Source organism: Bradyrhizobium sp. SZCCT0153 (assembly GCF_018129995.1).
Classification (GTDB): domain Bacteria; phylum Pseudomonadota; class Alphaproteobacteria; order Rhizobiales; family Xanthobacteraceae; genus Bradyrhizobium; species Bradyrhizobium japonicum_G.
This window is the reverse complement of sequence record NZ_JAFCKS010000007.1, coordinates 97,304-124,142: the sequence shown is the minus strand read 5'-3', so window position 1 is coordinate 124,142 and position 26,839 is coordinate 97,304. Positions and strand designations below refer to the sequence as shown.

The following is a 26,839-nucleotide window of genomic DNA, read 5'->3' as shown; positions in this document are numbered from 1 at the left end:
CACCGTCACTTCATTTCCGTCAGCCGCGCAGCGTAGCGGGCCATCAGATCGACCTCGATATTGACCTCGGTCCCCGCCTTCCAGCCGCCGATCGTCGTCACCGTCAGCGTGTGCGGGATGATCAGGACCGAAAAGGTCACGTCCGCCACCGTATTAACCGTCAGCGAGACGCCGTCGAGGGTGATCGAGCCCTTGGTGGCGATGAACCGCGCCAGCTCCCGCGTGGTCGAAAGCTCGAACCGCGCCATGTCGGGCAGGTCCTCGCGGCTGACGAGGGTCGCGATGCCATCGGCATGGCCGGCGACGATATGCCCGCCAAGCTCGTCGCCGATCTTCAGCGCGCGCTCGAGGTTGAGCTTCGTGCCGAGCCTCCAGTGTTTTGCGGTCGTCAGCGCCAGCGTCTCGGCCGCGGCATCGACATCGAACCAGGTTCTGCTGTCTTCGACGCCCGAGGCGACGACGGTAAGGCAGACACCATTGCAGGCGATCGAGGCGCCATCGGCAATGGTGGTCTGATCGTAGCGGCAGGCGATGCGCAGCCGGTGCAACTGGCCCTGCGCCGTCGGCGTGAAGCCGACGACCTCGCCGATATCGGTGACAATGCCGGTAAACATTACGCGCGCTCGTAGATGGTGAGAGTATCCTTGTCGAATGTCTCGCTAGCATGAACCTTATAGGCCGGCGACTGCGTGATTTTCGACAGTGGCAATGCATCGAGCGCATCGACGCCGCTGCTGCCGACCTCTTCCGCGCCGCGGAACAGCCAGATTTCGTCCACGAGGTCCGCGGCCACGAACGACGCAGCGACGCGGCTGCCGCCCTCGACCATCAGCCGCGAGATGCCCTTCTCGGCCAGCGCACGCAGCACGGCCGGCAAATCCAGCCCGGATGTGCCGCCCGGCGGGACGCGGATCACTTGCGTACCGGCAGCGCCAAGCCGTGTTGCGGCCGCAGCTTCCGCAAGCTCCGAGCCGACCACCCAGAGCGGCGTCTCGCGCGCGGAGCGGACGAGCTGGCTCGAAGCCGGGATGCGCAGGCTCTGGTCGAGCACCATGCGCACCGGCGAGCGGGCGGCCATGCCCGGCAGGCGGCAGTTGAGCTGGGGATCGTCCGCCAGCACGGTGCCGATGCCGACCAGGATGGCGTCGCTCTGCGCGCGGAGCAGATGCACGCGATTGCGCACGGCCTCGCCGGTGATCGCGACCGGCTTGCCGCCGGCCGCACCGATCTTGCCGTCGGGCGAGACCGCGAGCTTCAGGATTACATGCGGGCGCCGATCGCGGATGCGGCGGAAGTGACCGGCATGATCAAACGCGGCCTCCGCCGCGCACAGGCCGACATCCACCGTGATGCCTGCTGCGCGCAGGCGCGCATGGCCCTGGCCCGCGACTTCCGGATTGGGATCCTCGATCGCTGCCACCACGCGCTTGATGCCGGCGGCGATCACCGCATCGGCGCAGGGCGGCGACTTGCCGAAATGCGAGCATGGCTCCAGCGTGACATAGAGCGTGGCGCCGCGCGCCGCCTCGCCGGCGCGCCGCAGCGCCTCGGGCTCGCCATGCGGCCTTCCGCCGGGCTGTGTCCAGCCGCGACCGACGATCACTCCATCTTTCACGATGACCGCGCCCACGGCCGGATTGGGCCAGGTGCGCCCCTGCCCGCGGCGGCCGAGCGCAAGCGCAAGCTGCATGAAGCGGCGATCGGCGTCCTTGGACTCGCGGATCTTCTGGCCGAATTGATCCTCCAGGATGCGGAAGATCATTTGCGGATCGCGGCGAGCCGCGCTTCCTCCTCACCGGAGAGCTCGCCGAGCACGTCGGCAAAGTCCTTGGCCTCGCGGAAATTGCGGTAGACCGAGGCGAAGCGCACATAGGCGACGTCGTCGAGCGTGCGCAGATGCTCCATCACGGTCTCGCCGATCACCTCCGAGGAAATCTCGGCCTCGCCGCCGGTCTCGAGCTCGCGCACGATGGTGGAGACCATCTTCTCCACCCGCTCCGGCTCGACCTGCCGCTTGCGCAAGGAGATCGACACCGAGCGCATCAGCTTGTCGCGGTCGAACGGCACGCGGCGGCCGTTGCGCTTGATCACGGTGAGCTCGCGCAATTGCACGCGCTCGAAAGTGGTGAAGCGGAAATTGCAGGCGACGCACACGCGCCGCCTGCGGATGACGGAGGAGTCCTCGGTCGGACGCGAGTCCTTTACCTGCGTATCGAGACTGTTGCAGTTCGGGCAGCGCATCCGTTTACCTTGAGCGGTTTACTTACTGGTAGATCGGGAAGCGGTCAGTCAGCGCCTTGACCCGTTCCTTGATCGCGGCTTCGACCAGCGGCGCCTTGCCGTCGGAGGATTGTGCGATCGCGTTGAGGACCTCGGCGATCATGCCGCCGACCTGCTGGAATTCAGCGACGCCGAAGCCGCGGGTGGTGGCGGCCGGCGTGCCCAGCCGAATCCCCGAGGTGACGAACGGCGACTCGGGGTCGAACGGAATGCCGTTCTTGTTGCAGGTGATGGCGGCGCGGACCAGCGCCTTCTCCGACGCATTGCCCTTCAGGCCCTTCGGCCGGAGATCGACCAGCATCAAATGGTTATCGGTGCCGCCCGAGACAATATCGAACCCGTGGCTCTTCATCGCTTCAGCCAGCGCCTTGGCGTTCTCGACCACGTTCTTCGCGTAGATCTTGAAGTCCGGACGCAGCGCCTCGCCGAAGGCGACCGCCTTCGCCGCGATCACATGCATCAGGGGGCCGCCCTGCAGGCCCGGGAAGATCGCCGAGTTGAATTTCTTGGTCAGCGCCTCGTCATTCCACAGCATCAGGCCGCCGCGCGGGCCGCGCAGCGATTTGTGCGTCGTGGTGGTGGTGATGTGGGCATGCGGCACCGGCGAGGCATGCACACCACCGGCGACGAGACCCGCGAAGTGCGCCATGTCGACGAGGAGATACGCGCCGACGCTATCCGCGATCTCGCGGAAGCGCTTGAAGTCCCAGGCGCGCGAATAGGCCGAGCCGCCGGCGACGATCAGCTTCGGCTTGACCTCTTCGGCCTGCTTGGCGACCGCATCCATGTCGATGATCTGGTCCTCGCGGCGCACAGTGTAGTGCGCGGCCTTGAACCACTTGCCGCTCATGTTGACGGGCGAGCCGTGGGTGAGATGGCCGCCGGCCGCAAGGTCGAGGCCCATGAAGGTGTCGCCGGGCTGGAGCAGCGCCAGGAACACCGCCTGGTTCATCTGGCTGCCCGAGTTCGGCTGCACGTTGGCGAATTTGGCGCCGAACAGCTTCTTGGCGCGATCGATCGCGAGGTTCTCGGCGACGTCGACCCACTCACAACCGCCGTAATAGCGCGCGCCCGGATAACCCTCTGCATACTTGTTGGTCATCACCGAACCCTGCGCTTCCAGCACGGCACGGCTGACGATGTTCTCGGATGCGATCAGCTCGACCTCATGGCGCTGCCGGCCGAGCTCGCCCTTGATGGCGGCGGCGATTTCCGGGTCGGCCTGGTCGAGCGAGGCGGTGAAAAACGAATCGGGCGCGGAGGCGGTTTTGGCTGAGGTCATCTTGCGAATATCTCCACCGCCGCAGCCTTTTGGCGGGCTACGGGCGGGTCTGGTGTGGCGGTCGGAAGCGGCGAGCGCGATCTACCACATTGCCCGCCCCCGGCCAAGTAGTTGCGGGTCGGGCCTGATATTTATGCAAGATATGGTGGGGATTGCAGGTTTTCGGCACTGCGTGGTTCCAGCGAGCCACCGATCTGCGGGCATCCCTAATGGGGCCGCTTTGAGCCTCAAACTCTGCGCCAGACCCGCCGGCCGCGGTCAGCGTCCCGTCACAGCCCGGTATACCCCGCCTTCACGGGGTCGACGCTGCCATCGAGCTCGCGCAGATAGGTCAGACCGAACACAGTCAACCTGTGGGTGTCCTTCTCGCCGGCTTCCATCAGGGTGTTGAGGTAATTCGTCACCTTGGCCCGCGCCTCCGCGCTCGCCGCAGACGTGCGGTTGGCGAGCAAATCGTAGGTCTGCATGATGCGGTCGATGGCAGCTTCCATGGCACCCTCTGGTTCTTGGACATGTTGGGACTCGTGATCAGGCAACCGCTTTGGCCTCGGACTGCGCCTCGAACCTCGTGATGGCCTTGTTGGCCAGCCTGATCTTGTTGAATTCACCGTGCTGGAGCAGCTTGATGACGATCTCGAGCAGGTGCTCGTCGGTGACGAGGCTGTCGGGGATCGCGCCGGAGCGGCGGAGATAGTTCGCGGCGATAGCATAGGCCTCGCTCACGAGTTCCACGTTCATCACCCCCAAGCCACGCTCGACCAGCATCGTCCGCCCTCCGATCCGAAGGGGATAAGCACCGAACCGGGAACTCGTTCCCTGCGGCCGGAGATTTTTTCGCAACCGCGAAATGACAGAACGCACCGGTCCGGGCACAAGCCGGGCCGGCGCGCTTGGGGAAGTCAGGCACGTTCGGGAGGCTTGCCGGTCTTGTTGTGGGCCGGCTTGGCCAAGTCCCGTCGAAAAGATCTCAAAGACGATACAGGATCTGGTCGGTCCAGAACCGCTCGAGGCGGTGCAGCGACTTGTTGAGGGTCGAGAACTCCTCGCCCGAGATGCCGCCGACCTGCTCCACCGTCTTGACGTGCTTCTGGTAGAGGGAGTCGACGATGCGGCGAACTTCCTGGCCCTGCGGCGTCAGGCGGATGCGCACCGAGCGGCGATCAACGCGCGAGCGCTGATGATCGAGGAAACCGAGCTCGACGAGCTTCTTCAAATTGTAGGAGACGTTGGAGCCGAGATAATAACCGCGCGTGCGCAGCTCGCCCGCGGTCAGCTCCTTGTCGCCGATGTTGTAGAGCAACAGCGCCTGCACCGAATTGATGTCCGCGCGGCCGCGGCGATCGAATTCGTCCTTGATGACGTCGAGGAGCCGGCGATGCAGCCGCTCCACCAGAGTCAAAGCTTCCAGATAGAGCGACTGCACCGAACCCTGCTGGCCGGAGACGCGCTCTGCGGTATCTGCCGCAGTTGCGACGGCTTTCATCATGACACTTCCCCTGTTGTCGTTTTTATCGACACTTATTCGACGAAACTTGTGCTCCGTCTGATAGCTGCAACTTAAGGGGCTCGTTTGAAGATCGGCTTAAATAAGAGAATAAAGAGATCATGAATTTAAGACAGTGAATTGCGGATTAAGCCTGTGCCACAAGCACTTTTCGCAACCCTCTGTTGACCTTCGCAAGGTCCTGTTCACCCTCCGTCCGCTCCCGTTGTCGCATTCCAGAACAGCCCCGCCCCGTTTCGAAACGGCCGCGTAAGAGCTGTGGCGGAATGCACGGAGTCAACGAAAAGTTACCTCGAATTTTAGGCAACCGGCGGTCAACCAAGCGCACCATTCTCGTGTCATGGACAAGCGCAGCGAAGCCAGAGCATGGATCGTAGAGAGATGGACCCCGGCTCTGCGACGCATCACGCCGCAAGTGCGGCGCGCTCCGTCGCGTCCGGGGCACGAGAGTTTGCCAGCTACGGCGGCCGTTCGCGTGCTGCCATCCAGGCGAGCGCGAGATAGGCGGCCAGCATGAAGGCTTCGACACCGACCACGACCAGGCTGCCGCCGTAGATGCCCGGGAACATCAGCTCGATCACCGCCATCGACACTACGGTCGTCAGCCACACCACCGCGCCCCAGGGGGTCGCGAGCCACAGGCCGACCGCGGCGACGAGCTCGATTACGGCGAAGTAGACGGTCGCGGCCTGCCAGGCCATCGACTGGTTCTCGAACGCCTCGTCCTCGCCGCCGACGAAGCCGGTGACCTGCGCCCAGTGATAGAGACCTTTGAGGATCGAGAGCAGCGCCATCACCCGCAGGAACAGCACGAGCCGGCGCGTCCAGACATTGTCGTCCGACTCGGCGCGCTCCGACGAGATCGCCGCCACCGACATCGCGTTGTCTCTGGCGTTGTCTCGGGCGTTATCCCTGGCATTGGCGCCGTCGCGGGCCGCATCGCGGGTGGAAATCTCGGACATGCCTCTCTTCTGGCTGCTTCGGCCTGCAAAATCAATCGGCTGCCCAGGCCGGTCCTTCGCCTTGTCTTTACCTTGCGGCAGGTCAAGCCGCGGTGACGGGACCCATGCGAGCTGGTATAAGAATAATTCCAGCCGGAGGAAGAGTGATGGCGATCAAATACGGACGTCCGATCGAATTGCGCGAGGTTTCGCGCGGGGATGGCGCTGGCGCCTCCCCTGCCCTCGATCTGACCGTCCGCCCGCGCCGCAACCGCAAGGCCGAATGGGCCCGGCGCATGGTGCGCGAGAACGTGCTCACCACCGACGATCTGATCTGGCCGCTGTTTTTGATCGACGGCGACAACAAGCGCGAGCAGATCGCCTCGATGCCGGGCGTCGACCGCCTCAGCGTCGACCAGGCCGTGCGCGAGGCCGAGCGCGCGATGAAGCTCACCATCCCCTGCCTGGCGCTGTTTCCCTACACCGACCCGTCCCTGCGCGACGAGGAAGGCTCGGAGGCCACCAACCCGAACAATCTGGTCTGCCAGGCGGTGCGCGCGATCAAGAAGGAGTTTCCGGAGATCGGTATCCTGTGCGACGTCGCGCTCGATCCCTTCACCAGTCACGGCCATGACGGCCTGATCTCCGACGGCAAGATCTTGAACGACGAGACGGTCGCGGTGCTGGTGCGTCAGGCCCTGGTGCAGGCCGAAGCCGGCTGCGACATCATCGCGCCCTCCGACATGATGGACGGCCGCGTCGCCGCGATCCGCGAGGGCCTGGATCGCACCGGGCTGCTCGACGTGCAGATCATGGCCTACGCCGCAAAATACGCCTCCGCCTTCTACGGGCCGTTCCGCGACGCCATCGGCTCGGCCAAGACGCTTACCGGCGACAAGCGCACCTACCAGATGGACAGCGCCAACACCGACGAAGCGCTCCGCGAGGTCGAGCTCGACATCTCCGAGGGCGCCGACATGGTAATGGTGAAGCCCGGCATGCCCTATCTCGACGTGGTCCGCCGCGTGAAGGACACCTTTGCCATGCCGACCTTCGCGTACCAGGTCTCGGGCGAATACGCGATGATCGCAGCCGCCGCGAACAATGGCTGGCTCGACGGCGACCGCGCCATGATGGAGAGCCTGCTGGCGTTCAAGCGCGCGGGCGCCGACGGCGTGCTCAGCTATTTCGCGCCGAAGGCGGCGGAGAAGCTGCGGGCGCAGTAATTGTAGGGTGGGCGCACCTGTCTCCCCAACCTCGTCCTGGCGAAAGCAAGGACGACACCGGGGCCGATAACTCGCCGCTCCCCCGACCACCTCCCCGCCCCCGAATCGCCGGAATATTTCGGCTTGTTGACGTCGGCGCACCCTTGGCACGCGGACGGCCTGTTCCCATGTCCTGCCACGGGAGTTTCCCTCGGGAGGACGGTCATGTCGTATTCGGACTCGGGCAATGCCTGGCGCAATGCCGGCGGGGCGCACGCCTATGATCCCGATCTGCACCCGGAACTGTTCCGCGGCGTCGCTACGCGGCGGGTGTTCGCCTTCCTGATCGACATGGTCGTGATCTCGGTGCCGGTGATCCTCGGCTACCTCTTCATTGCGGTGTTCGGCGTGATCACGCTCGGCATCGGCTGGGCGCTGTTCTGGCTGGCCTGGCCGGCCTCCGTGATCTGGGCGATCGTCTATTACGGCGCCTGCATCGGCGGTCCGTCGTCCGCGACGATCGGCATGCGCGTGATGGATCTGGAACTGCGCACCTGGTACGGCGCATCAGGCTATTTCGTGCTCGGCGCCACCCACGCCGTGCTGTTCTGGGTGACGGTGTCGTTCCTGTCGCCCTTCGTGGTGCTGGTCGGCCTGTTCAACGGCCGCCGTCGCCTGCTGCATGATTTCGTGCTGGGAACGGTCGTGATCAACAATTCCGTTCGCGCCCCGGTGCCTCAGGGCGCCAGGACTTACTGAGAAGACCTACTGGGAAGACCACCTGAGAGCACCTGCTGAGGAACTGGTGATCAAGAACCTATCAACCTGGATCCGCTAAACTGGCTGATCCGACCTGCCTAGCAGACCGATTGACCGGGAGCTTTCGTAGCGCGATGCTGGTACCCAATTTGGAGGCCCACGACGTCCCTTGACCCAGCACTCGCGCGATACCCCACAATTTTACCTCACGGCGCCCTCCCCCTGCCCCTATCTGCCGGGCCGGCACGAGCGCAAGGTGTTTACGCACCTCGTGGGTGAGCGCGCCGGTGATCTCAACGACCTCCTGACCCATGGCGGGTTCCGCCGCAGCCAATCGATCGCCTATCGGCCGGCCTGCGACCAGTGCCGCGCCTGCGTCTCCGTACGGGTCGTCGCCAACGAATTCCGGCCCTCCCGCAACTTCCGCAAGGTGATCGCCCGCAACGCCGACATCATCGGCGAGCAGCGCAGCGCGGTGCCGACCTCCGAGCAATATTCGGTGTTCCGCGCCTATCTCGACTCCCGCCACCGCCATGGCGGCATGGCGGACATGACAGTGCTCGACTACGCCATGATGGTCGAAGACAGCCATGTCGAGACCCGCATCATCGAGTACCGCAAGCGCGGCCCCGACAGCGGCATCACCGGCCGCGGCGAAGAGCTGATCGCGGTCGCGCTCACCGATGTGCTCAGCGACGGCCTGTCGATGGTCTATTCCTTCTTCGAGCCGGGCCAGGTCAGCCGCTCGATGGGCACCTTCATGATCCTCGACCACATCGCCCGCGCCCGCCGGCAAGGGCTGCCCTACGTCTATCTCGGCTACTGGATCGAAGGCTCCAAGAAGATGGACTACAAGGCCCGATTCCTGCCGCAGCAGCGCCTCGCGCCATCAGGCTGGCTGCGCATCGACGCGCTGGGCGATGCGGCCTCCGAGCCGCAGGATTAGCCGCCCTCACCCGAACAGCGTATCCGCGAGCAGCTTCACGTTCAGAACCACGATTACGCCCGCGACGATCCACGCGATGGCGGCGACCCATGCGGGGATTGCGAACTTGCCCATCTTGCGGCGATCGGAGACGAAGCGCACCAGCGGGATGACCGCGAACGGCAGCTGCATCGACAGCACGACCTGGCTGAACACCAGCAGATCGGCCGTGCCGCGCTCGCCGTAGATCGCCGTCACGACGATCACGGGAACGATGGCGATGCCGCGCGTCAGGAGACGCCGCGCCCAGCTCGGCAGGCGCAAATCGAGAAAGCCTTCCATCACGATCTGGCCGGCGAGCGTCGCAGTCACCGTCGAGTTGAGGCCCGAGGCGAGCAGCGCGACCGCGAACAGCGTCGAGGCGATGCCCAGACCCAGCAAGGGCGAGAGCAGCTCGAACGCCTGGCCGATCTCGGCGACATCCGAATGGCCGCTTGTGTGGAACGTCGCGGCGGCCACCACGAGGATCGCGGCATTGATGAACAGCGCCAGCATCAGGGCGATGGTCGAATCCGTCGTCGCCCATTTGATCGCCTCGCGCCGGCCGGTGTCGTTGCGCTCATAGGCGCGCGTCTGCACGATCGAGGAGTGCAGATAGAGATTGTGCGGCATCACGGTCGCGCCGATGATGCCGATCGCGATGTAGAGCATCTCCGGGTTGGTGAAGATCTCGGTCTTCGGCACGAATCCCCTCAGCATCTCGGCAACCGGCGGCGCTGCCGCGGCAAGCTGGACCGTGAAGCACACTGCGATCACGACGAGCAGCGCGATGACGAAGGCTTCGAGGAACCGGAAGCCGCGGTTCATCAGGATGAGCAGCAGGAAAGCGTCCAGCGCAGCGATCAGTGCGCCGCCGATCAGGGGAATGCCGAACAGCAGTTTCAGCGCAATCGCGGTGCCGATCACCTCGGCGAGATCGCAGGCGATGATCGCCGCCTCGCAAGCGAGCCACAGCATGAAGTTCACGGCCGGCGAATAGGTCGCGCGGCAGGCCTGCGCGAGGTCGCGGTCGGTGACGATGCCGAGCCGTGCCGCCAGCGACTGGAGCAGGATCGCCATCAGGTTCGAGAGCAGTATGACCGAGAGCAGCGTGTAGCCGAACTTCGATCCTCCGGCGAGGTCGGTCGCCCAATTGCCGGGGTCCATGTAGCCGACCGAGACCAGGTAGCCCGGGCCGACGAAGGCGAGCATGCGCCGCCACCACACTCCCGCCTTGGGGAGGGCAACCGTGGAATTCACCTCGGCGAGGCTTTTGGTGGCAGGCGCATCATTGCGCCAGCCGGCGGCGTCTCGGGTCAGATCGGGCGAGCGAGCATCCATGGAGAGGACAATACCGAAGTCGAGGCTTATTGCAACTCATTTGCAACTGCATCTAGCCCTTTTGGTTCCCGACACGGCCTTGTTCGCCGTCCTGTCGGGAAGCGGGTGGGTTTGAAGGCCTCCCGAAGCGGATACTGGCGCCAACCCGACTTTGCAGGAAATGAGCCATGTCAAATCCGCCTCGCCTTCCGCCGACCTTCAACCGCCTTGCCTGGTCCAACCTCGCGGCGCAGTCGGCCGAGCAGATCGCACTGGCCGCAGCCCCGATCGTCGCCGTGCTGACGCTCGGGGTGGCCGAAGGCCAGACCGGCCTGCTCCAGACCGCCTTGACCTTGCCCTTCGTCCTCTTAGCCATTCCGGCCGGCCTGCTCGCCGACCGCATCTCCCGCCGCGCGCTGATGGCCGGTGCCGAGGCGCTGCGGGCCGCTGCGCTCGCCTCTATCGTGCTGCTGCTCGCGCTCGGCGCGCTCAATCTGCCGCTGCTGGCGCTGCTCGGCTTCGCAGCCGTGTGCGGCACCGTCGTCTACAGCGTGGCCGCGCCGGCGCTGGTGCCGTCGCTGGTGAGCGCAGAGCTGTTGCCGGCAGCCAATGCGCGCATCGAGCTCGCGCGCACCATCGCCTTTGCCAGCGGCCCTGCGCTCGGCGGCGCGCTGGTGGGATGGTGGGGCGCCAGCCCGGCCTTCGGCTTTGCCGCGGCCCTCTCCGCCATTGCCGTGGTGCTGCTCTCCGGCATCTACGAGCCCACCCGCACGCCGGCGCCGCGGCGCCATCCGCTCCAGGACATCCGCGAAGGCGCGGCCTTCGTGTTTCACCATCCGCTGCTGCGGCCGGTGTTCATCACCCAGTTCATCTTCAACACCGGCTGGTTCCTGCAGATCGCCGTGTTCGTGCCCTACGCCGTGCGCCATCTCGGCCTGACCGCCACCGGCATCGGCACCGTGCTGACGATGTACGGGGTCGGCATGGTGATCGGCGCGCTGTTCGCAACGCGCGTGATGAAGCGCATCGCCTTCGGCACGGTTGTCGGCCTCGGCCCCGTCACCGGCTTCGTCGCCGCGGTGGTGATGGCGTTGACCGTGCTGGTCCCCTCGCCCTGGCTCGCGGCCTTGAGCTTCTTCCTGCTCGGCGTCGGGCCGATCCTGTGGGTGATCTCGACCACGACCTTGCGTCAGTCGGTAACGCCGCCGCGCCTGCTCGGCCGTGTCTCCGCCATCAACATCATGAGCTACGGCGCGCGCCCGGTCGGCTCTGCGCTGGGCGCGATCGTCGGCGGCATCTGGAGCGCGGAGGCGTGCCTGTATCTCGCCGCCGCCGTGTTCGGCGTGCAGGCGCTGGTCATTTGGCTCTCGCCCGCGGCGGCGCTGGATCGGCAGCCGGCGATGGTGGGGGACGAGGCGGCGGCACGATGCTAGCCTCCCCGTGACGGGGCGGCCCGGCCTAATTCGCCAGATACCGCTCGTAGCTCCCCGTCACAGGCTCGCTCGCGTCCACCTCCGGATCGAGCGTGTAGAGATCCTGGGCGCGGCCGATGCCGCGCAGCGCGTAGCGGCCGGTGGAGACGAGGTAACGCCGGCCTGCGGCGTCGAGACCCTTGTAGAACTCCGCCGAGGCCAGCAGTTCGCGATCGACCGAACGGCTCATCGAGGCGATGCGGCTGACCTCGTTCACGGTCGGACCGACCACGGTGAAGTCGAGCCGGTCCTCGCTGCCGATATTGCCGTAAAAGACCTCGCCGACATGCAGGCCGATATAGGCGGACGTGACGGGACGGCCGTCGGCTTCCCGCCGCACGTTCAGCGCCGCGACGTTCTTGCGGAACAGATGCTCGGCGCGCAGCGCGGCGCGGCGGGCCGCCGCCATGTCCTCGCCGGTGAACATCGCGAGCACACCGTCGCCGATCAGCTTCAGCACGTCGCCGCCGGCATCGTGGATCGCGTCGATCACGGCCTGCGCATAATCGTTGAGGAACGGGATGATCTCGTCGGGGCCGATGCTCTCGCTGATCCCGGTCGAGCCGCGCAAATCCGAATACCACAGCACGGCGTTGATGCGCTCGGTGACGCCGCGCGAGATCCGCCCGCGCAGCACCTGCTCGGAGGCATCGCGCCCGAGATAGACCCGGCCTAGCGTGCGCGCGATGTCGACCTGCTGCGCCGACTTGATCGCGAGCCCCAGCACCGGCACGAGATCGCGCAGAGCCTCCAGCTCGGGTTCGGAGAAGCCGCTCTCGCGGCGCGTGGTCCAGCAGGAGTAGAGGCAGTCCATTAGGCCGAGCGCGCCATTCTCGCCGAAGCGGTGCACGAAGGCGAGATAGTGCCGGTGGCCCTTCTCGGCGAGCTCGCCGATCTGCGAGAAATCCATCGACGGCGCGTCGGCGAGATCGATCACCATCTCGTCGTCGCCATGCTCGAGCATGTGGAAGAACACCGAGCGGCGCCAGCTCTTGGCTGCGTCGCCTTCGGCGGTCGAGCCGTATTCGAACGCATCGCTCTCATTGCTCGGCCGGTCGCTCCAGCGAAAGCCGCGCCCCTCGTAGATCGGATGCAGCGTGTCGATCACGACGAGCCCGCGCGAGAGTTCCAGCCCTTCGGCGCGGCAGCGCTCGCAGAAGCCGCGGAGCAGTTCGTTTTCGGGCAGGCCGGTGAGCCCCTGGCCGGTCAGCCAGTTCATCAGCGCAAGGCGGGAGGTCAATTGCATGCGCCATTATGCCGTGCATTCGTGACGGGCGAAAGGCGCAAGCCACGCGCGGGCCGTGCGCAAGGTCCCGTCCCTTGCAGATCGAATATGCCGCAGCCGCGGTTGACGCACTCGCCGCGCGGGCGGCAAATGCTAGCGATGATGATCTTGTCGGCCAGAATCGGAAGCACGCGGGGATGAGCCAGCGCCAGCTTCCGATCATCCTGGCGCTCGGCACCACGCAGACCCTGGCCTGGGCTTCCAGCTACTATCTGCCGGCGCTGCTCGCCGATCCCATGGCGCACGACCTCGGCGTCTCCTCCAACTGGATCTTTGGCGCGTTCTCGGCCTCGCTGGTGATCTCGGCAATGCTCGGCCCGCGGATCGGGCGACGGATCGATCTCGTCGGCGGCCGGCAGGTGCTGTCGGCATCGAACGTGACGATCGCGGCCGGCCTTGTGCTGCTCGGCCTCTCGCAATCGGTGGCGGTGATGGCGATGGCCTGGCTCGTGCTCGGCATCGGCATGGCGATGGGGCTCTATGACGCCGCCTTCGCCGCGCTCGGCCGCATCTACGGCACCGAGGCGCGCAGGTCCATCACCGGCATCACGCTGATGGCGGGCTTTGCCTCGACCGTCGGCTGGCCGCTCACCGCCTGGGGCCTCGCCCATATCGGATGGCGCGACACCTGTTTTGCCTGGGCCGCCGCCAACATCCTGATCGGCCTGCCCCTCAACTTCTTCATGCTGCCGGCGATCAAGGGGGCGAAGCAGGCGGCGGCGACGGCCGAGAAGCCGCATTTGCCGCTCGACCGCACCATGATCCTGCTCGCCTTCGTCTTCGCCGCGGTCTGGACGGTCACCGGCGCGATGGCGGTGCACTTCCCGCGCATCGTGGAGGCAACCGGTGCGACACATGTCGAGGCGATCGCGGCCGGCGCGCTGATCGGTCCGGCACAAGTGCTCGCGCGCATCCTCGAAGCGAGCGTTCTCAGCCGCTTTCATCCGCTGTGGTCGACGCGGCTCGCCTGCCTCACCCATCCGCTCGGCGCGGCCGTCGTCGCCATCTTCGGCGCCCCCGCCGCCAGCGCGTTTGCGCTGCTCCACGGCTCGGGCAACGGCATCCTGACCATCGCCCGCGGCACCCTGCCGCTGTCGATCTTCGGGCCGAAGGATTTCGGCTACCGCCTCGGCATCATCGGCGCGCCGGCACGGATGGCGCAGGCCGTGGCGCCGCTGGCCTTCGGCCTGCTGATCGACGTGATGGGAGCCAAGGTACTGATCGTCTCGTCCGCGCTCAGCCTGTCGGCACTGGCCGCGCTGTTCCTGATCCGCGCCGAGCCGCGGCCGGATTGACCGGCTTGCGGCTTTCGCGCACAAGCAAAGCATGACCGAAGACAACCGTCCGCCCCGCGACTTGAAAGGCCTCCTGCGCTGGGCGACCACGCCGCCGCAGGCCTGGGGCGTCTATCTCCTCGCCATCATCCTGGTCTGGCTGGTCTCGTTCTATGCCGGGTCGCTGCGGCCGAAGAAGGCGCCGGATGCGAGCCCGCCCGCTGTGACCGCGCCGAAAAGCTGACCCCGGTTCGGCTTGCGGCCACGCCGCGCAATTCCGCTTCAGCCGATCACGTCAATGCGGGCAGGTCTCGACCTCGACCGTGACGTGGCTCAGCCCCTTCAGCCCGGCGAGCCGCTTCTTGTAGACGGCCGGCTGTTTCGGCTTGTCCGACACCACGGACACCAGCACGGCGCAATGGCCGGGGCCGACCTGCCAGAGATGCAGATCGGTGACGCGGTCGTCGCCGGCTTCCATCCGCGCCCGGATCACCCGCTCCAGCTTCTCGTCGGCGCGCACGTCGAGCAGCACCGCACCTGATGTCTTGATCAGGCCGAACGCCCAGCTCGCGATCACCGCGCTGCCGATCAGGCCGACGGCCGGATCGGCCCACACCCACTCCGAATACATTGCCACCAGCAGCGCACCGATCGCCAGCACCGAGGTCGCGGCATCCGCCATGACATGGACGTAAGCGGCGCGAAGATTGTTGTCGTGATGATGATGGTGGTGATCATCACGATCGTCGTGGTCATGATGCGCATGGCCGTGGCCGTGATGGTGGTGATCATGGCTGCCGCGCAAGAGCCACGCGCTGGCGAGATTGACGCAAAGGCCAAGGGCAGCCACAGCGATCGCCTCGCCGTAGACGATCGGCACCGGCGTGATCAGCCGCAGCACGCTCTCATAGGCGATCTCGACCGCGATCAGCCCGAGAATGATCGCGCTGGAGAAGGCGGCGAGATCACCAAACTTGCCGGTACCGAAGGTGAAGTGCGAATTTCCCAGGTGCCGCCGCGCAAAGCGGTAGGCGAAGGCGGCAATGCCGAGCGCCGCCGCATGCGTGCCCATGTGCCAGCCGTCGGCGAGCAGCGCCATCGAGCCGAACAGCGAGCCGGCGACGATCTCGCCGACCATCATGACCAGCGTCAGGACGACCACGAGCCAGGTGCGCCGCTCGTTCTCCTCGTGCTTGTCGCCGAGAAAGGCGTGGTCATGGGTCCATTGCTCGATGGAATGGGAATGCATCAGGTCAGGCTCCGGGAACAGATTCCTCTGCCCAATATAGGCCGCGGCAGCCGATCTTTCTAACGCTCATCGCCTTCGAAACCGGCGATTGACAGGCTCGCACGATTTCGCTGTAATGTTCCCATGGGGATTTGAGCGATCTCCCCACGAGGCGACATGCCCAAGTATCGCGTCCCGTTTCGTTTATGCGAGGACGCATCATGTCAACGTTTACGACCATATCATCTGACAAATTGACACGGCTGATCGGCACGGCGAACGCCCCTGTGCTGATCGACGTGCGCACCGACGAGGATTTTGCTGCCGATCCGCGGCTGATCCCCGGCTCGATCAAGCTCAGCCACGAAAACGTCTCGGACTGGGGCGGCGAGCTGTCCGGCCGCTCCGCGATCGTCTCGTGCCTGCGCGGCGCAAAGCTCGCGCAGGGCACTGCGGCCTGGCTGCGGCAGCTCGGCGTGCAGGCCGAGACGCTGGAGGGCGGCTTCGAGGGCTGGAAGGATGCCAAGCTGCCGCTGATCGACGCGTCAAAACTGCCGCCGCGCGACGCCAGGGGACGCACCGTCTGGGTGACGCGGGCACGGCCAAAGGTGGACCGTATCGCCTGCCCGTGGCTGATCCGCCGCTTCGTCGATCCGAACGCGGTGTTCCTGTATGTGGCCCCGTCCGAGGTGGTCGCCGTCGGCGAGCGGTTTGGCGCGGCCCCCTTCGACATCGAGAACGTGTTCTGGAGCCACCGCGGCGAGCTCTGCACCTTCGACGTCATGATCGAGGAGTTCGGGATCGCCACCCCGGCCTTGCTCCGGCTCGCAACGCTGGTGCGCGGCGCCGACACCGCACGGCCCGACCTTGCGCCGGAAGCGCCCGGCCTGCTCGCCGCCTCGCTCGGGCTGTCGCGGATGTACGATGACGACATCGAGCAACTCGAGGCCGGCATGCTGCTCTACGACGCCTTCTACCGCTGGTGCCGCGACGCCACTGGCGAGACCCACAACTGGCCGACCAACAAAGTGAAGGCGTGATGGATACCCGTACTCTCGAAGCAGGAGCTGACGCCGGTCACGGCGTCAGCTTCCGTGAAGCGTTTCGCGTCTGGTTCCGCGTCGCCTGCCTGAGCTTCGGCGGGCCCGCGGGCCAGATCGCGGTGATGCACCGCATCCTGGTCGAGGAGAAGAACTGGATCTCCGAAGCCCGTTTCCTCCACGCGCTGAACTACTGCATGCTGCTGCCGGGCCCGGAGGCGCAGCAGCTTGCGACCTATGTCGGCTGGCTGATGCACCGCACCGCCGGCGGGCTGATGGCGGGCGGGCTGTTCATCCTGCCCGGCATCATCGCCATCTTGGGCCTCAGCTACGTCTATGCCGCCTTCGGCAATGTCAGCTTCGTCGAGGCGCTGTTCTTCGGGCTGAAAGCCGCCGTGCTCGCCATCGTCATCGAGGCCGTGGTGCGCGTCGGCAAGCGGGCGCTGAAGAACCGCATCATGATCGCACTCGCGGCGATCGCCTTCGTCGCCATCTTCTTCTTCGCAGTGCCCTTCCCGATCATCATCATCGCCGCGGGCATGATCGGATATGTCGGCGCGAGGCAAGGCCGTCCGGAATTCGCTCCGGCCGGTCATGGCCACGGCGGCAGCACCGCCGCAATCGACAGCATGCTCGGCGAGGCCGTGCCCGATCACGTCCGGCCCGATACCGGGCGCGCGATCCGGGTCGGCGCATTGTGGCTGGCGCTCTGGCTGGTGCCGGTGATCGCGCTGCTTCTGTCTCTCGGGCAGGCCAACGTCTTCAGCCAGATCGCGCTGTTCTTCTCCAAGATGGCGCTGGTCACGTTCGGCGGCGCCTATGCGGTGCTGGCCTACGTCGCCCAGCAGGCGGTCGAGCATTATCACTGGCTGAAGCCGCACGAGATGCTCGACGGGCTCGGCATGGCCGAGACGACGCCGGGCCCGCTGATCATGGTGCTTCAGTTCGTGGGCTTCATGGCCGCCTACCGCGATCCCGGCGGCCTGTCGCCGATGCTCGCGGCCACGCTGGGCGGGCTGCTCGCGACCTGGGTCACCTTCACGCCCTGCTTTCTCTGGATTTTCGTCGGCGCCCCCTACGTCGAACTGCTGCGCGGCAACAAGGGCCTCGCCGGCGCACTCAGCGCGATCACGGCCGCCGTCGTCGGCGTGATCCTCAACCTCTCGATCTGGTTCGCGCTGCACACGCTGTTCCGCGAGACCGTGCCGGTGCATGCGTTCCCGTTGAACTTCGACATGCCGGTGCCGACCAGCGTCGATGTCCCCGCGCTCGTGCTGTCGATCGCGGCCGCGACCGCGATCTTCCGCTTCAAGCTCGGGATGCTGACGGTGCTCGCGGGCAGCTGTGCCGCGGGCGTCGCGTTGCGGTTTGCGGGGATAATCTAGGGCGCATTCATCGCGTGCACTTCGGCCGCCAAAGCCGAATGCGGTCGGGCCGTCGCCTGCAGCACGACTGCTACATGTAACGCCTCACACTCTCGAGAAAGCGTTCTTTTTCGCCGGGCGCGTAACCCTGGCAAGCCCCGTAATAGGCTTCGACGCCATGATTGCACGATCTGGTCTCGGCAGGCGCGCGAGAGCCTGATCCGATTTGGCGATGATATCGCGGATCATTCCGTCTCACCCGGGACTTCGTACCGGCATAGTATCGATTAAGGCTGCACGATTGACCGTTAGCCGCTGCCCGGCATTGGTCCATCGTATGGTAGGCGCATCTATGGTAAGAGGCGCCTCCCCGGGCGACGACGCGCAAGCAAACCGGAAAAGCCGGATCATAGGTCTGAGCCCCGGCGTACCCCGCTGTTAAAACGATGCCCATCGTCAGGATCGTCAAAACCAACTTGCGCATTGGAACTTCCTCGACGTCGCACGAGGCTTCTGCACTTGGACCGTAGGCAGTCTTGATCCAAGTCAATGTTCTCCAAGTCAATGTTCCCGGAATAGGTTCCGTGCGGTGACAGGCCGCGCGCGGCGTCATTTTGCGCCGTGCAAATTCTGAACGGCGAAATGCCTTACATGGGTCGAAGACGGCGGCCGTCGTCCCTTGAGTGGGACGACTTCTGCTCTACCTCTCGCTCGAGACAGGTCGCTGCGGTGTGACAACCAACTCGATGGACCATTAGCGGTCATTCAGGTGCCGTGGCGAGAGTCAGCCTGACGTGAAAGATGGCGCCACCGGTCGGCTTGTTCTCCGCCCACAACTCCCCGCCATGCGCTTCTACAATGGTTCGGGCAATGGACAGGCCCATGCCCATGCCCCGGGGCTTGGTCGTAAAAAACGGCTCAAACACGTTCTTGAGCTTCTCAGTGGGAATGCCGGGACCTACATCTGATACGGAGAGTTCCGCAAAATTGCGGTCACGTTTGGCCGAAATCGCAATTGCGCGTTCAGCAATCGGCATATCAGACATCGCATCCATCGCGTTCGTGATCAAGTTCAAGACGACTTGCTGGAGTTGAATCGGGTCGGCTTTGATGGGCAGCGGCAGCGGATCAATGTGGTTGGTGAGATTGACATTCCGAGCAACAGCCAATGCAGAGAGAAAGTGCACGGTGTCGCGGACAACATCATTTAAATCGATCTGCTTAAGTTCAAATGGCGCTTTCCTAAGCAAACTGCGCAATCGCGCGATGACCTCGCTTGCGCGTTGATCGTCCCGGCGAATATCCGCAAGGATATCTGCGATTTCGTTAAGGTTGGGCGCGCCGGATTTAACAATGATTTCCGCGGTCTCGGTGTTGGTCAATATCGCACCAAGCGGTTGGTTCAGTTCATGCGCAATAGTCGCAGTAAGCTCACCCGCCGTCGAATATCGATTGATATGCGCGAGTTCCGCCGCGCGCTGCTGCGCCTGCACTTCGGCACGCGAACGACGCAGCCGCTCCCTCAGCAAATTAGAAATCAGCACGCCCTGAAGTAAAATGACCGTGGCAATTAAAGCAATTTGCCAACGGTATTGCTCCCACGCGGTCGGACCGCGAAAATCGACTTCACTTCCTTGAGGAAGGCGACCCTCGGCTATCCCCCAACGTTTCATTTCGCGCCAGTCGAATTTCGGAGCTGCAAATGGAAGAGCGGGGATCCTGATTTCGCCTGCCTTTTCACCTCCAAGGATGCGAACCGAGACAGCGGCCGTGGTGCGGCTTGTGTCGCGTATTGCGTTGAACGGCCCCCCAACAACGCCTTGCCCGATAAGTGGCTCGGTATAACCAAAGATGGGTGCATTAGCGACAGCACGTAAACTCTTAAAAGGTTCGTCGCCGTCGTGCACAACACCTGCCGCATCGACATTCATCCCTTCCCAAATGATCGCAGAGTGCGGCGGAAGACGGGAAGCTTCTTTCAATATGTCTGCAAAGGACAAATTGTCCCATATTGTTAGCTCTACGCGGCCCGCTAAAGGTGCCGCTTCCTTCTTGATGAGGTTTGACCAAAACTGCTCGTTGGGTGAAGTGCCGTTGACGACCGCGATATGTCGGGTGTCGGGTAATACCTTTAGGATGTTCACGATCACCGCCTTGTAGTCGATCTGAATAGGTATGACCGCATCGTCCTGCGTAAGGTCGGAATATCGGATGCGACGCTCCTCGAGAGTGGTCAGGACCATCGGAGTAGAGGCAAATAGCTGGCCGCGGTTTCGTTGCACAAACGCCGCCGCAGGAGCGCCGACACTTATGATCACAGCGGGAGGGTGTTGGGCAAACAGAGCAGCGAGATAGTCGGCGAACGGCTTCTCCGAACTGTTGGTATCGTAGCGAGCCGAGACCACCGATTGGTCTGTAATCGTCAGCGGCCATGGCGATTGACGGTTCAGCTCTTGACGAATGCCTTGAGCATAGTCACTCCAAGGCCTCATCTCGGCGCCGAACGAATGCAACAACAAGACGTGTTTGTTGTCGTCGGCCAAGACGCCGGGACCAGCGGTCATCGCCAGCAGTAAAAGTGCAGAAATCAAAGCCCGTGAAATGCGAGGCATACAAAAAAACAGCCGGCTTAAGGTCGACAGCTAGGCTTGCAAATGTTGCCACCGAACACAAGGCCGATGGGCAAGAGTCGCTCGGTTCGGGTAGGGTCAGTCTCGTCGGCTTGTCCCCGATGTGATGACTTCCGGTCTGACCGAATGAAGCGACCTCGTCAGATCGGACCTGCATGTCTCGAACGGGCCAGAACGCCAGCTTCGGGTCATGAGCCCTCGGTGATGACTAAGCGGGGGCGACTTCCGCTTTGCCGTCAGTAGCCGCCATTTCTGAGTACGCGCCCGCAACGCAGACGTTCGTCACCTAGGTCTCGCCGTCGACCATTGTCCGTCTGGCAAAACACCGGGACATTTGGATCACTTCTCCTGTCAATCTCCATCTGCGAAAATATTCCACTTTACCGAATTTCGGAATTATCGTACAAGCGAACCACCCTGGCCCGAGACAAGGGGCGGATCGCGATCGTCACGAACCGCGGGCCGGGCAGCGATGGACGCGACGGCGTCGGGCGCGATCGGCGTTACAGGGCGGCTTCGGCCGTGAGCAATCGCCTTCGCGCGTACGACACGACGTTGACAAGCGTCTTGGAATGGCTTCGACGGCGAGCACACGCCAGCCTTCGAAGTCCCAGCGAAGACGCGCGCGGACGGAGAAGTCGTGTGGTCCTGACGCCCGGGGTCTGTGCGTCAAGCCTTGCGGTGATGTGGCGGCCCGACCGGGCACGTGCATCAGCCATCCGCAAGCGCGACAGGGGCAATAGTGCATCGCTCCCCGGGGAGAGCACGAAGGACACCGTTAAAACCATTTCGCACAGGGAAGGCCGGGCGATCCGGCGAGACCTGTGGTCCACCCCGTGTGCATTTCTATGGCGCACGGACCTGCGGGTGCCAGCCGGCGCCCGACCTTCCCTGCGCCCTTTCCTTGAAGATGGCGCGAAACTGACCGTAAACCTCGGGCACAACATGCCGCGAGAAAGCGACGGCGTGTCTGCTGCTTGACATGTGAATTGGAGAGCGATGCCTCGGCGCTTGCTCCGTCATTGCGAGCATCATGCCATCATCCTTAGGGCGCGCCTCAGGATGATGGTAACGAGTGGGTTTTGGCGCAGTAGCTCTACCGCATCATCATCCGCGCGATCGCCTCGCCGATCACCACCGTCGTGAAGTGGGTGTTGGCGCGGCAATCCGACGGCATGATCGAGGCGTCGGCGACACGCAGGCCGGAGATTCCCTTCACGGTGCCATCCGGGTTGACCACGCCGTTGGCGTCGTTGACGCCGCTCATCCGACAGCTGCCGGCGGCATGCTGGATGTCGCCGGTCTCGCGGCGCAGCAGCGCGTCGAGCTCGTGGTCCGGCAACGCTGCAGCCTGCGGCAATGTCAGTTCGGTGTCGGTGAGCCGGATCCAGTCGGCGATGCCTGAAAGCGCCGGCTGGGAGGTGATCACGGCCAGGCGCTTCACTGCATCCATCATGCGCAGCATGTCGCGGGGATCGGCCAGCATGTTTTCCTCGACAACAGGATCGATCGTCGGATCGGCCGAGGCCAATTTTAGCGTTCCACGCGAATATGCATTGAACAGACCCGCGCCGATCGCTCCGGGCACGCCGATGCCGCGGTGATTGAAGGCGATCAGGATCATGTCGCGCTTGCCGCCGTCGGCGAGGCCCGACGAATAGGTCACGCAGCAATTGGTGTGGCGGGTGTCGGGATCGGTGGGCCGCAGATTTTCGTGGAGTTGGATCGTGGCGCGAAACAGCGGATGGTCGAAGAAATGGCGGCCGACCGGCAGGTCGCGCTCGACCGCGATCCCCATCGCCTTCAACTCGTCGGCCGGTCCAATGCCCGAGCGCAGCAGGATAGCGGGGCTGTGGATGGCACCGGCGCACAGCACGATCTGGCGCGCGCTGATCTCGCTCGTGCCCTGGCCCTCGACGTGAACACGAAGGCCGGTCGCCCGGCCGTCGCTGATCAGCACGCGATCGACCAGCGCGCGCCCGCGGATCTCCAGATTGGCGCGCCCGCGCGCGGGCTCCAGATACCCCTCATTGGTCGTGATGCGGCGGCTGTCTCGGCTGTTGATGGGATAGCACGCCACCCCCTCGCCATCAGGACCGTTGAGGTCGTCGCACCAGGGATAGCCGCTCGCCAGTGCGGCATCGCGCAAGCCCCGATCGATCGGGCCCCACTTCTCAGGCGGCGCGCGGTAAACTGGCAGCGGGCCGCCGCGGCCATGGCCGGCAGCGTCGCCGAACTCAAAATCGTCCTCGATCACCGAGAATAGCGGCATCACTTCCCTGGCCGACCAGCCGGTGCAGCCATTGGCAGCCCATTCGTCGAACGCGTCGGCGACGCCGCGGATCGCGATCTGGCCGTTCATCATCGACGAGCCGCCGAGACCCTTGCCGCGCCAGTAGAAGCGCGGCTCCTGCCCGGCCACGCGGCGCGTCAGAAGATCAGGCCACTGCCACTTCTCCTGGTATTCGCGCTTGTGGATGATCGGGATCGGATTCGGCGTCCTGACCTCCCAGGGCGCCTCGTCGGCACGCCAGTCAAGGCCCGCTTCGAGCAGCAGGACACGCCTTGCGGAATCTTCCGAGAGCCGCGCCGCAACAGCGGCGCCGGCGGAGCCGCCGCCGACAACAATGACATCGTACATCGCGTTACTTCTCGACGTTCCAGAAAACCGGGATGGCGGACGGTATCAGACCGCGCAAGGTGGCGGAATGCAAATTGGAGAGCGACGCTCTCGCCTCGCGTCATTGCGTTGTGGAGGCAGTTGCACGCTGCTTCCACAACGTCACGGCCGCCCCTACCCGATCACCCGGCCGAACTTGTTCGACTTCGGGAATCCCTTGGGCGGCAAGCGGCCGGCGTCGGCGCGGGTGCCTTGCCACTCGGCCAGCTCCTTCATGGTCGCCGAGAATTCGCGGCCCGCGGAGTCCTTCCAGGTCAGGCCAGCCTTGGCCTCGAACACGGCAACGTCCGACAGGCCGCCGTCCTTGTACTTCTGCAGGCGGACGCCGCGGCCGCGGGCCATCTCCGGCACCTGGTCGAGGGGGAAGACCAGCATCTTGCGATTCTCGCCGATGACCGCGACGGTGTCGCCGAGCACCTCGGTGACCGTGCGCGCCTCGTTCGGCATGTCCACGTTGAGGACCTGCTTGCCCTTCTTGGTGGTGCCGACGCAATCGTCCTCGTTGACGACGAAGCCCTGGCCCTCGTGGCTCGCGACCAGGAATTTGCGGCCGCCCTTGTTGACGAACAGCGCGACGGGCGCCGCCTCCTGCTCCATGTCGATGAACAGGCGGATCGGCTCACCGTGACCGCGTCCGCCCGGCAGCTTCGCGACGTCGAGCGAGTAGAACTTGCCGTTGGTGGCGAACAGCAGCAGCTTCGAGGTGGTCTCGGCGAAGAAGGCAAAGCCGAGCTTGTCGTCCTGCTTGAAGGCAAGGCCCGAGAGATCCTCGACATGGCCCTTCATGGTGCGGATCCAGCCCTTGTCGGAGACGACGACCGTCACCGGCTCGCGCTCGACGAAGGCCTCCTCGATCGCGGCGAGATCGTGCTCGGGCGCGTCCGCGAAGGTGGTCCGGCGCTTGCCGAGCGGCGTCTTCGGCCCGAACATGTCGCGGACCTTGCCGACCTGCTCGCTGACCTTCTTCCACTGCTCGGGCTCGGACGCCAGGATTGCGTTGATGCCCTTCAGCTCGTTGCGGAGGTTCTTGTCCTCGGTGCGGATCTCCATCTCTTCCAGCTTGCGCAAGCTACGCAGCCGCATGTTGAGGATGGCTTCGGCCTGCACGTCGGTGAGCTTGAACGCCTTGATCAGCGCCGGCTTCGGCTCGTCCACGGTGCGGATGATCCTGATCACCTCGTCGAGGTTCAGATAGGCGATCAGAAGGCCGCCGAGAACTTCCAGCCGGTGCTCGATCTGCGCCTTGCGATAATTGGTGCGGCGGATCAGCACGTCGCGCAGATGGTCGAGCCATTCACGCAGGCACTCCGCGAGTCCCACCACCTTGGGCACGCGGCCCTTCAGCAGCACGTTGAGGTTCAGCGGAATCTTGTTTTCGAGCTCGGTCAACCGGAACAACGATTCCATCATCAGGGCAGGATCGACGTTCTTCGACTTCGGCTCGATCACGAGACGGACGTCTTCGGCCGACTCGTCCCTGACATCGCCGACCAGCGGCAGCTTCTTCTGGTCCAGCAACTCGGCGATCTTCTCGACCAGGCGCGACTTCTGCACCAGAAAGGGGATCTCGGTGACGACGACGACCCAGGTGCTGCGGGCGCCCTCCTCCTGCTCCCATCTGGCGCGGACTCGGAACGAGCCGCGGCCGGTGGTGTAGGCTTCGGCGATCGCCTGCTTGGAATCGACGATGATGCCGCCGGTCGGGAAATCCGGACCCTTGACCCACTTCAACAACGCCCTGGATTTGGCGTCGGGCTTCTCGATCAGATGCAGTGCGGCGTCACAGAGCTCGGCGGCGTTGTGCGGCGGGATCGAGGTCGCCATGCCGACCGCGATGCCCTGCGCACCGTTGGCGAGCAGGTTCGGGAAGCCGCCCGGCAGAACCACCGGCTCCTTGGACTGGCCATCGTAATTGGGACGGAACTCGACACCGTCCTCGTCGATGCCGTCGAGCAGAAGCCGCGCGACATCGGTCATGCGCGCTTCGGTGTAGCGGTAGGCGGCGGGATTATCGCCGTCGATATTGCCGAAATTGCCCTGGCCGTCGACCAGCGGATAGCGCGAGGAGAAATCCTGCGCGAGGCGCACCATGGCGTCGTAGATCGCCTGGTCGCCATGCGGATGGAACGAGCCCATCACGTCGCCGACGATCTTGGCGGACTTCTTGAAGGCCGTGCCGGGGTCGAGCCTAAGCAGACGCATGCCGTAGAGGATGCGCCGGTGCACCGGCTTGAGGCCGTCGCGCGCGTCGGGCAGCGCGCGGTGCATGATGGTGGACAGCGCGTAAGCAAGATAGCGCTCTTCCAGCGCCTCACGCAGCGGCACATCGTGAATTTCGGCCGGGTCTTCCGGCGGAATCAATCGTTTTCCCATGCCGCCCGGTTAAACCGTGGAAGCGAATCGGGCAAGGATCGATTGGTTCCCGGTGGGCGGCCTACTGGCCGGCCCAGCCGGCGGTGAAAGTCTGGGTGGGTTGCGCGTTTTTGGCCTGCGTGGTGGCCGGGGCATTGGTCACGCAACGCCGGGCGGTCTCGATCTCGGCCTCGGTTGCCCCCTTGGATCGCGCCCATGCCTCTGCTGCTGCAGCGGAATATTTGGCCACATAGAATCTGACGACGGTGCAGGAGGCGCGACGAAACACGCCCGGCTGCTCGCCAGCGAGCGCTTCCGGCGCCAGCGCGACAAGCGCTGCCGATACGATAAGTCCCTTGATCAGCATCAGGTTATCCCCGGGTTGGAACCCCAAAAGGCAAGTCAGGGAAACCCGATTTCGTTCCACGGCGGGCTGGCCTATTGCGACAATGCAGAACTGCGACAGGCTCATGGCGCCGGAATGGCCGCCTTCGCCTGCTGCCGCGTCAGCGCGTTGATGAAGCCGGCCCGGGCGTCGGAATGGCCTTGCCCGCGCGGCTCCAGCACGTGGCGCAGCAGGAACAGGCCGGTCAGTCGAAAGCCGTCCTGGAGATCCTCGTCAGTGAGGTCACTCTGCATCTCGCCCTGGCGCAGGAACGGCGGCAGCCGCAACAGCCGGTCGCGCCATGGCTCGCCGGCGCCGCGCGACACCGCGCCGCCGGATTTGGGCGAGACGTAGATCAGGTCCGTGGTCTCCCCGGTCACCGCACAGTTCTCCAGCGCCAGCCCGAAGCCGAGCTCGGCGAGCATCGCCAGCTCGAAATGGATCACGTGGACGGCCGCGCTGCCGATGTCGTCGAAATCGTCGAGCGAATGTTCGAGCAGCGCAAATATCTCCCCGTGCGGATCGCGCTCCGGGAGCAGCCGCGCGATCGAGGCCAGATGAGTGATGCCGTAGACGCCGTGGGACGATCCCAGCAGCGCCGCCGCGCGCAGCTTGAGGCCCTCGATGGCATAGGTCCCGAGATGCTCGTCGAGCCGCGCCCGCCACACCACGCTGACGCTGTTGCCGGGCTGCAGCAGCGGCCGCATCCGCGAGCCGGCGCCACCGCGGACGAGACCGAGATGCCGGCCATGCGCGCGGGTCAGCAGCTCGACGATGGCGCTGGACTCGCCATGCCGCCGCACGCCCAGCACGATGCCTTCGTCGGTCCATTCCATGGGGTGGATTCTACCGCATTTCACGCGTCCGTAGGGTG

The 26,839-nt window shown here is 64.9% G+C and carries 25 protein-coding genes; 8 read left to right on the top strand and 17 right to left on the bottom strand.

Features of this window, described 5'->3' with window-relative positions; all coding sequences use genetic code 11:
• Positions 1-5 precede the first annotated feature (5 nt).
• From JQ572_RS27275 to JQ572_RS27240, 8 genes are all read right to left on the bottom strand, one after another.
• Positions 6-614 (bottom strand): riboflavin synthase, encoded by a 609-nt coding sequence (locus JQ572_RS27275; RefSeq protein ID WP_211385930.1) that lies wholly within the window; start codon positions 612-614, stop codon positions 6-8.
• Positions 614-1,762 (bottom strand): bifunctional diaminohydroxyphosphoribosylaminopyrimidine deaminase/5-amino-6-(5-phosphoribosylamino)uracil reductase RibD, encoded by a 1,149-nt coding sequence (gene ribD, locus JQ572_RS27270; RefSeq protein WP_211385929.1) that lies wholly within the window; start codon positions 1,760-1,762, stop codon positions 614-616. The genes JQ572_RS27275 and ribD overlap by 1 nt, the downstream gene beginning before the upstream one ends.
• On the bottom strand, positions 1,759-2,241 hold the full coding sequence (gene nrdR, locus JQ572_RS27265) for a transcriptional regulator NrdR (RefSeq protein WP_007603426.1): 483 nt from the start codon (positions 2,239-2,241) through the stop codon (positions 1,759-1,761). The genes ribD and nrdR overlap by 4 nt, the downstream gene beginning before the upstream one ends.
• Positions 2,242-2,263: 22 nt before the next feature.
• On the bottom strand, positions 2,264-3,562 hold the full coding sequence (gene glyA / locus JQ572_RS27260; protein WP_211385928.1) for a serine hydroxymethyltransferase: 1,299 nt from the start codon (positions 3,560-3,562) through the stop codon (positions 2,264-2,266).
• A 269-nt stretch (positions 3,563-3,831) separates the two neighbouring features.
• Positions 3,832-4,053, bottom strand: a complete 222-nt coding sequence (locus JQ572_RS27255; protein WP_211385927.1) for a hypothetical protein — start codon at positions 4,051-4,053, stop codon at positions 3,832-3,834.
• Between the two features lie 37 nt (positions 4,054-4,090).
• A complete protein-coding gene (locus JQ572_RS27250) occupies positions 4,091-4,327 on the bottom strand; it encodes a hypothetical protein (RefSeq protein WP_211385926.1) in 237 nt (78 codons plus the stop codon).
• Between the two features lie 202 nt (positions 4,328-4,529).
• Complete coding sequence (gene ldtR, locus JQ572_RS27245; protein ID WP_011087797.1) at positions 4,530-5,048, bottom strand: transcriptional regulator LdtR; 519 nt, start codon at positions 5,046-5,048, stop codon at positions 4,530-4,532.
• Positions 5,049-5,524: 476 nt separating this feature from the next.
• Complete coding sequence (locus tag JQ572_RS27240; protein ID WP_211385925.1) at positions 5,525-6,028, bottom strand: DUF6163 family protein; 504 nt, start codon at positions 6,026-6,028, stop codon at positions 5,525-5,527.
• Between the two features lie 146 nt (positions 6,029-6,174).
• Here JQ572_RS27240 and hemB point away from each other — a divergent pair, with 146 nt between their 5' ends.
• The 3 genes from hemB to JQ572_RS27225 all read left to right on the top strand — a co-directional run bounded on the left by hemB (position 6,175) and on the right by JQ572_RS27225 (position 8,917).
• Complete coding sequence (gene hemB / locus JQ572_RS27235; RefSeq protein ID WP_211385924.1) at positions 6,175-7,233, top strand: porphobilinogen synthase; 1,059 nt, start codon at positions 6,175-6,177, stop codon at positions 7,231-7,233.
• 204 nt (positions 7,234-7,437) lie between these two features.
• On the top strand, positions 7,438-7,971 hold the full coding sequence (locus tag JQ572_RS27230; protein ID WP_211385923.1) for an RDD family protein: 534 nt from the start codon (positions 7,438-7,440) through the stop codon (positions 7,969-7,971).
• 169 nt (positions 7,972-8,140) lie between these two features.
• On the top strand, positions 8,141-8,917 hold the full coding sequence (locus JQ572_RS27225) for an arginyltransferase (RefSeq protein WP_211385922.1): 777 nt from the start codon (positions 8,141-8,143) through the stop codon (positions 8,915-8,917).
• Between the two features lie 6 nt (positions 8,918-8,923).
• On the opposite strand, the gene JQ572_RS27220 is transcribed toward JQ572_RS27225, so the two are convergent.
• Entirely contained in the window at positions 8,924-10,276 is a 1,353-nt protein-coding gene (locus JQ572_RS27220; RefSeq protein ID WP_211385921.1) for an Nramp family divalent metal transporter, read from the bottom strand.
• A gap of 167 nt (positions 10,277-10,443) precedes the next feature.
• Between JQ572_RS27220 and JQ572_RS27215 the strand changes: the two genes are divergently transcribed.
• Positions 10,444-11,688 (top strand): MFS transporter, encoded by a 1,245-nt coding sequence (locus tag JQ572_RS27215; protein ID WP_211385920.1) that lies wholly within the window; start codon positions 10,444-10,446, stop codon positions 11,686-11,688.
• Between the two features lie 25 nt (positions 11,689-11,713).
• Here the strand turns inward: JQ572_RS27215 and JQ572_RS27210 are convergent, their stop codons facing one another.
• Positions 11,714-12,973, bottom strand: coding sequence for an adenylate/guanylate cyclase domain-containing protein (locus tag JQ572_RS27210; RefSeq protein ID WP_211385919.1), 1,260 nt, complete (start codon positions 12,971-12,973; stop codon positions 11,714-11,716).
• Positions 12,974-13,149: 176 nt separating this feature from the next.
• Here JQ572_RS27210 and JQ572_RS27205 point away from each other — a divergent pair, with 176 nt between their 5' ends.
• Both JQ572_RS27205 and JQ572_RS27200 read left to right on the top strand, forming a co-directional pair.
• Positions 13,150-14,307: an MFS transporter gene (locus JQ572_RS27205; protein ID WP_211385918.1), complete on the top strand. Its 1,158-nt coding sequence runs from the start codon at positions 13,150-13,152 to the stop codon at positions 14,305-14,307.
• 31 nt (positions 14,308-14,338) lie between these two features.
• Positions 14,339-14,530, top strand: coding sequence for a hypothetical protein (locus tag JQ572_RS27200; protein WP_211385917.1), 192 nt, complete (start codon positions 14,339-14,341; stop codon positions 14,528-14,530).
• Between the two features lie 51 nt (positions 14,531-14,581).
• Here JQ572_RS27200 and dmeF read toward each other — a convergent pair whose 3' ends face one another.
• Positions 14,582-15,535, bottom strand: a complete 954-nt coding sequence (gene dmeF, locus JQ572_RS27195) for a CDF family Co(II)/Ni(II) efflux transporter DmeF (protein ID WP_211385916.1) — start codon at positions 15,533-15,535, stop codon at positions 14,582-14,584.
• A gap of 200 nt (positions 15,536-15,735) precedes the next feature.
• Between dmeF and JQ572_RS27190 the strand changes: the two genes are divergently transcribed.
• Together JQ572_RS27190 and chrA are read left to right on the top strand one after the other, a co-directional pair.
• Complete coding sequence (locus tag JQ572_RS27190; RefSeq protein ID WP_211385915.1) at positions 15,736-16,554, top strand: chromate resistance protein ChrB domain-containing protein; 819 nt, start codon at positions 15,736-15,738, stop codon at positions 16,552-16,554.
• The gene (gene chrA / locus JQ572_RS27185) at positions 16,554-17,939 is read left to right on the top strand and encodes a chromate efflux transporter (RefSeq protein ID WP_211385914.1); all 1,386 of its coding nucleotides are present in this window, start codon (positions 16,554-16,556) and stop codon (positions 17,937-17,939) included. The genes JQ572_RS27190 and chrA overlap by 1 nt, the downstream gene beginning before the upstream one ends.
• Before the next feature lie 70 nt (positions 17,940-18,009).
• On the opposite strand, the gene JQ572_RS27180 is transcribed toward chrA, so the two are convergent.
• The 6 genes from JQ572_RS27180 to recO form a co-directional block, all read right to left on the bottom strand.
• A complete protein-coding gene (locus JQ572_RS27180) occupies positions 18,010-18,402 on the bottom strand; it encodes a DUF3551 domain-containing protein (protein WP_211385913.1) in 393 nt (130 codons plus the stop codon).
• A 277-nt stretch (positions 18,403-18,679) separates the two neighbouring features.
• Positions 18,680-20,530 carry a sensor histidine kinase gene (locus tag JQ572_RS27175; protein ID WP_211385912.1) on the bottom strand — a complete coding sequence of 617 codons (1,851 nt, stop codon included), beginning with the start codon at positions 20,528-20,530 and terminating at the stop codon, positions 18,680-18,682.
• Between the two features lie 1,114 nt (positions 20,531-21,644).
• Entirely contained in the window at positions 21,645-23,189 is a 1,545-nt protein-coding gene (locus JQ572_RS27170) for a GMC family oxidoreductase (RefSeq protein ID WP_211385911.1), read from the bottom strand.
• Between the two features lie 153 nt (positions 23,190-23,342).
• Positions 23,343-25,601, bottom strand: coding sequence for a DNA topoisomerase IV subunit A (parC, locus tag JQ572_RS27165; protein WP_211385910.1), 2,259 nt, complete (start codon positions 25,599-25,601; stop codon positions 23,343-23,345).
• A 61-nt stretch (positions 25,602-25,662) separates the two neighbouring features.
• Positions 25,663-25,947: a hypothetical protein gene (locus tag JQ572_RS27160; protein WP_211385909.1), complete on the bottom strand. Its 285-nt coding sequence runs from the start codon at positions 25,945-25,947 to the stop codon at positions 25,663-25,665.
• A 101-nt stretch (positions 25,948-26,048) separates the two neighbouring features.
• Positions 26,049-26,801, bottom strand: coding sequence for a DNA repair protein RecO (gene recO, locus JQ572_RS27155; protein ID WP_211385908.1), 753 nt, complete (start codon positions 26,799-26,801; stop codon positions 26,049-26,051).
• Between the last annotated feature and the right edge of the window lie 38 nt (positions 26,802-26,839).

Coding starts and splice junctions, on each gene's coding strand:
- glyA (WP_211385928.1), bottom strand. CDS start 3,562: ATGACCTCAGCCAAAACCGCCTCCGCGCCCGATTCGTTTTTCACCGCC.
- JQ572_RS27170 (WP_211385911.1), bottom strand. CDS start 23,189: ATGTACGATGTCATTGTTGTCGGCGGCGGCTCCGCCGGCGCCGCTGTT.
- JQ572_RS27230 (WP_211385923.1), top strand. CDS start 7,438: ATGTCGTATTCGGACTCGGGCAATGCCTGGCGCAATGCCGGCGGGGCG.
- ribD (WP_211385929.1), bottom strand. CDS start 1,762: ATGATCTTCCGCATCCTGGAGGATCAATTCGGCCAGAAGATCCGCGAG.
- parC (WP_211385910.1), bottom strand. CDS start 25,601: ATGGGAAAACGATTGATTCCGCCGGAAGACCCGGCCGAAATTCACGAT.
- recO (WP_211385908.1), bottom strand. CDS start 26,801: ATGGAATGGACCGACGAAGGCATCGTGCTGGGCGTGCGGCGGCATGGC.
- JQ572_RS27160 (WP_211385909.1), bottom strand. CDS start 25,947: ATGCTGATCAAGGGACTTATCGTATCGGCAGCGCTTGTCGCGCTGGCG.
- JQ572_RS27240 (WP_211385925.1), bottom strand. CDS start 6,028: ATGTCCGAGATTTCCACCCGCGATGCGGCCCGCGACGGCGCCAATGCC.
- hemB (WP_211385924.1), top strand. CDS start 6,175: ATGGCGATCAAATACGGACGTCCGATCGAATTGCGCGAGGTTTCGCGC.
- JQ572_RS27200 (WP_211385917.1), top strand. CDS start 14,339: ATGACCGAAGACAACCGTCCGCCCCGCGACTTGAAAGGCCTCCTGCGC.
- JQ572_RS27190 (WP_211385915.1), top strand. CDS start 15,736: ATGTCAACGTTTACGACCATATCATCTGACAAATTGACACGGCTGATC.
- ldtR (WP_011087797.1), bottom strand. CDS start 5,048: ATGATGAAAGCCGTCGCAACTGCGGCAGATACCGCAGAGCGCGTCTCC.
- chrA (WP_211385914.1), top strand. CDS start 16,554: ATGGATACCCGTACTCTCGAAGCAGGAGCTGACGCCGGTCACGGCGTC.
- dmeF (WP_211385916.1), bottom strand. CDS start 15,535: ATGCATTCCCATTCCATCGAGCAATGGACCCATGACCACGCCTTTCTC.
- JQ572_RS27205 (WP_211385918.1), top strand. CDS start 13,150: ATGAGCCAGCGCCAGCTTCCGATCATCCTGGCGCTCGGCACCACGCAG.
- JQ572_RS27215 (WP_211385920.1), top strand. CDS start 10,444: ATGTCAAATCCGCCTCGCCTTCCGCCGACCTTCAACCGCCTTGCCTGG.
- JQ572_RS27250 (WP_211385926.1), bottom strand. CDS start 4,327: ATGCTGGTCGAGCGTGGCTTGGGGGTGATGAACGTGGAACTCGTGAGC.
- JQ572_RS27275 (WP_211385930.1), bottom strand. CDS start 614: ATGTTTACCGGCATTGTCACCGATATCGGCGAGGTCGTCGGCTTCACG.
- JQ572_RS27175 (WP_211385912.1), bottom strand. CDS start 20,530: ATGCCTCGCATTTCACGGGCTTTGATTTCTGCACTTTTACTGCTGGCG.
- JQ572_RS27220 (WP_211385921.1), bottom strand. CDS start 10,276: ATGGATGCTCGCTCGCCCGATCTGACCCGAGACGCCGCCGGCTGGCGC.
- JQ572_RS27180 (WP_211385913.1), bottom strand. CDS start 18,402: ATGCGCAAGTTGGTTTTGACGATCCTGACGATGGGCATCGTTTTAACA.
- JQ572_RS27255 (WP_211385927.1), bottom strand. CDS start 4,053: ATGGAAGCTGCCATCGACCGCATCATGCAGACCTACGATTTGCTCGCC.
- JQ572_RS27210 (WP_211385919.1), bottom strand. CDS start 12,973: ATGCAATTGACCTCCCGCCTTGCGCTGATGAACTGGCTGACCGGCCAG.
- nrdR (WP_007603426.1), bottom strand. CDS start 2,241: ATGCGCTGCCCGAACTGCAACAGTCTCGATACGCAGGTAAAGGACTCG.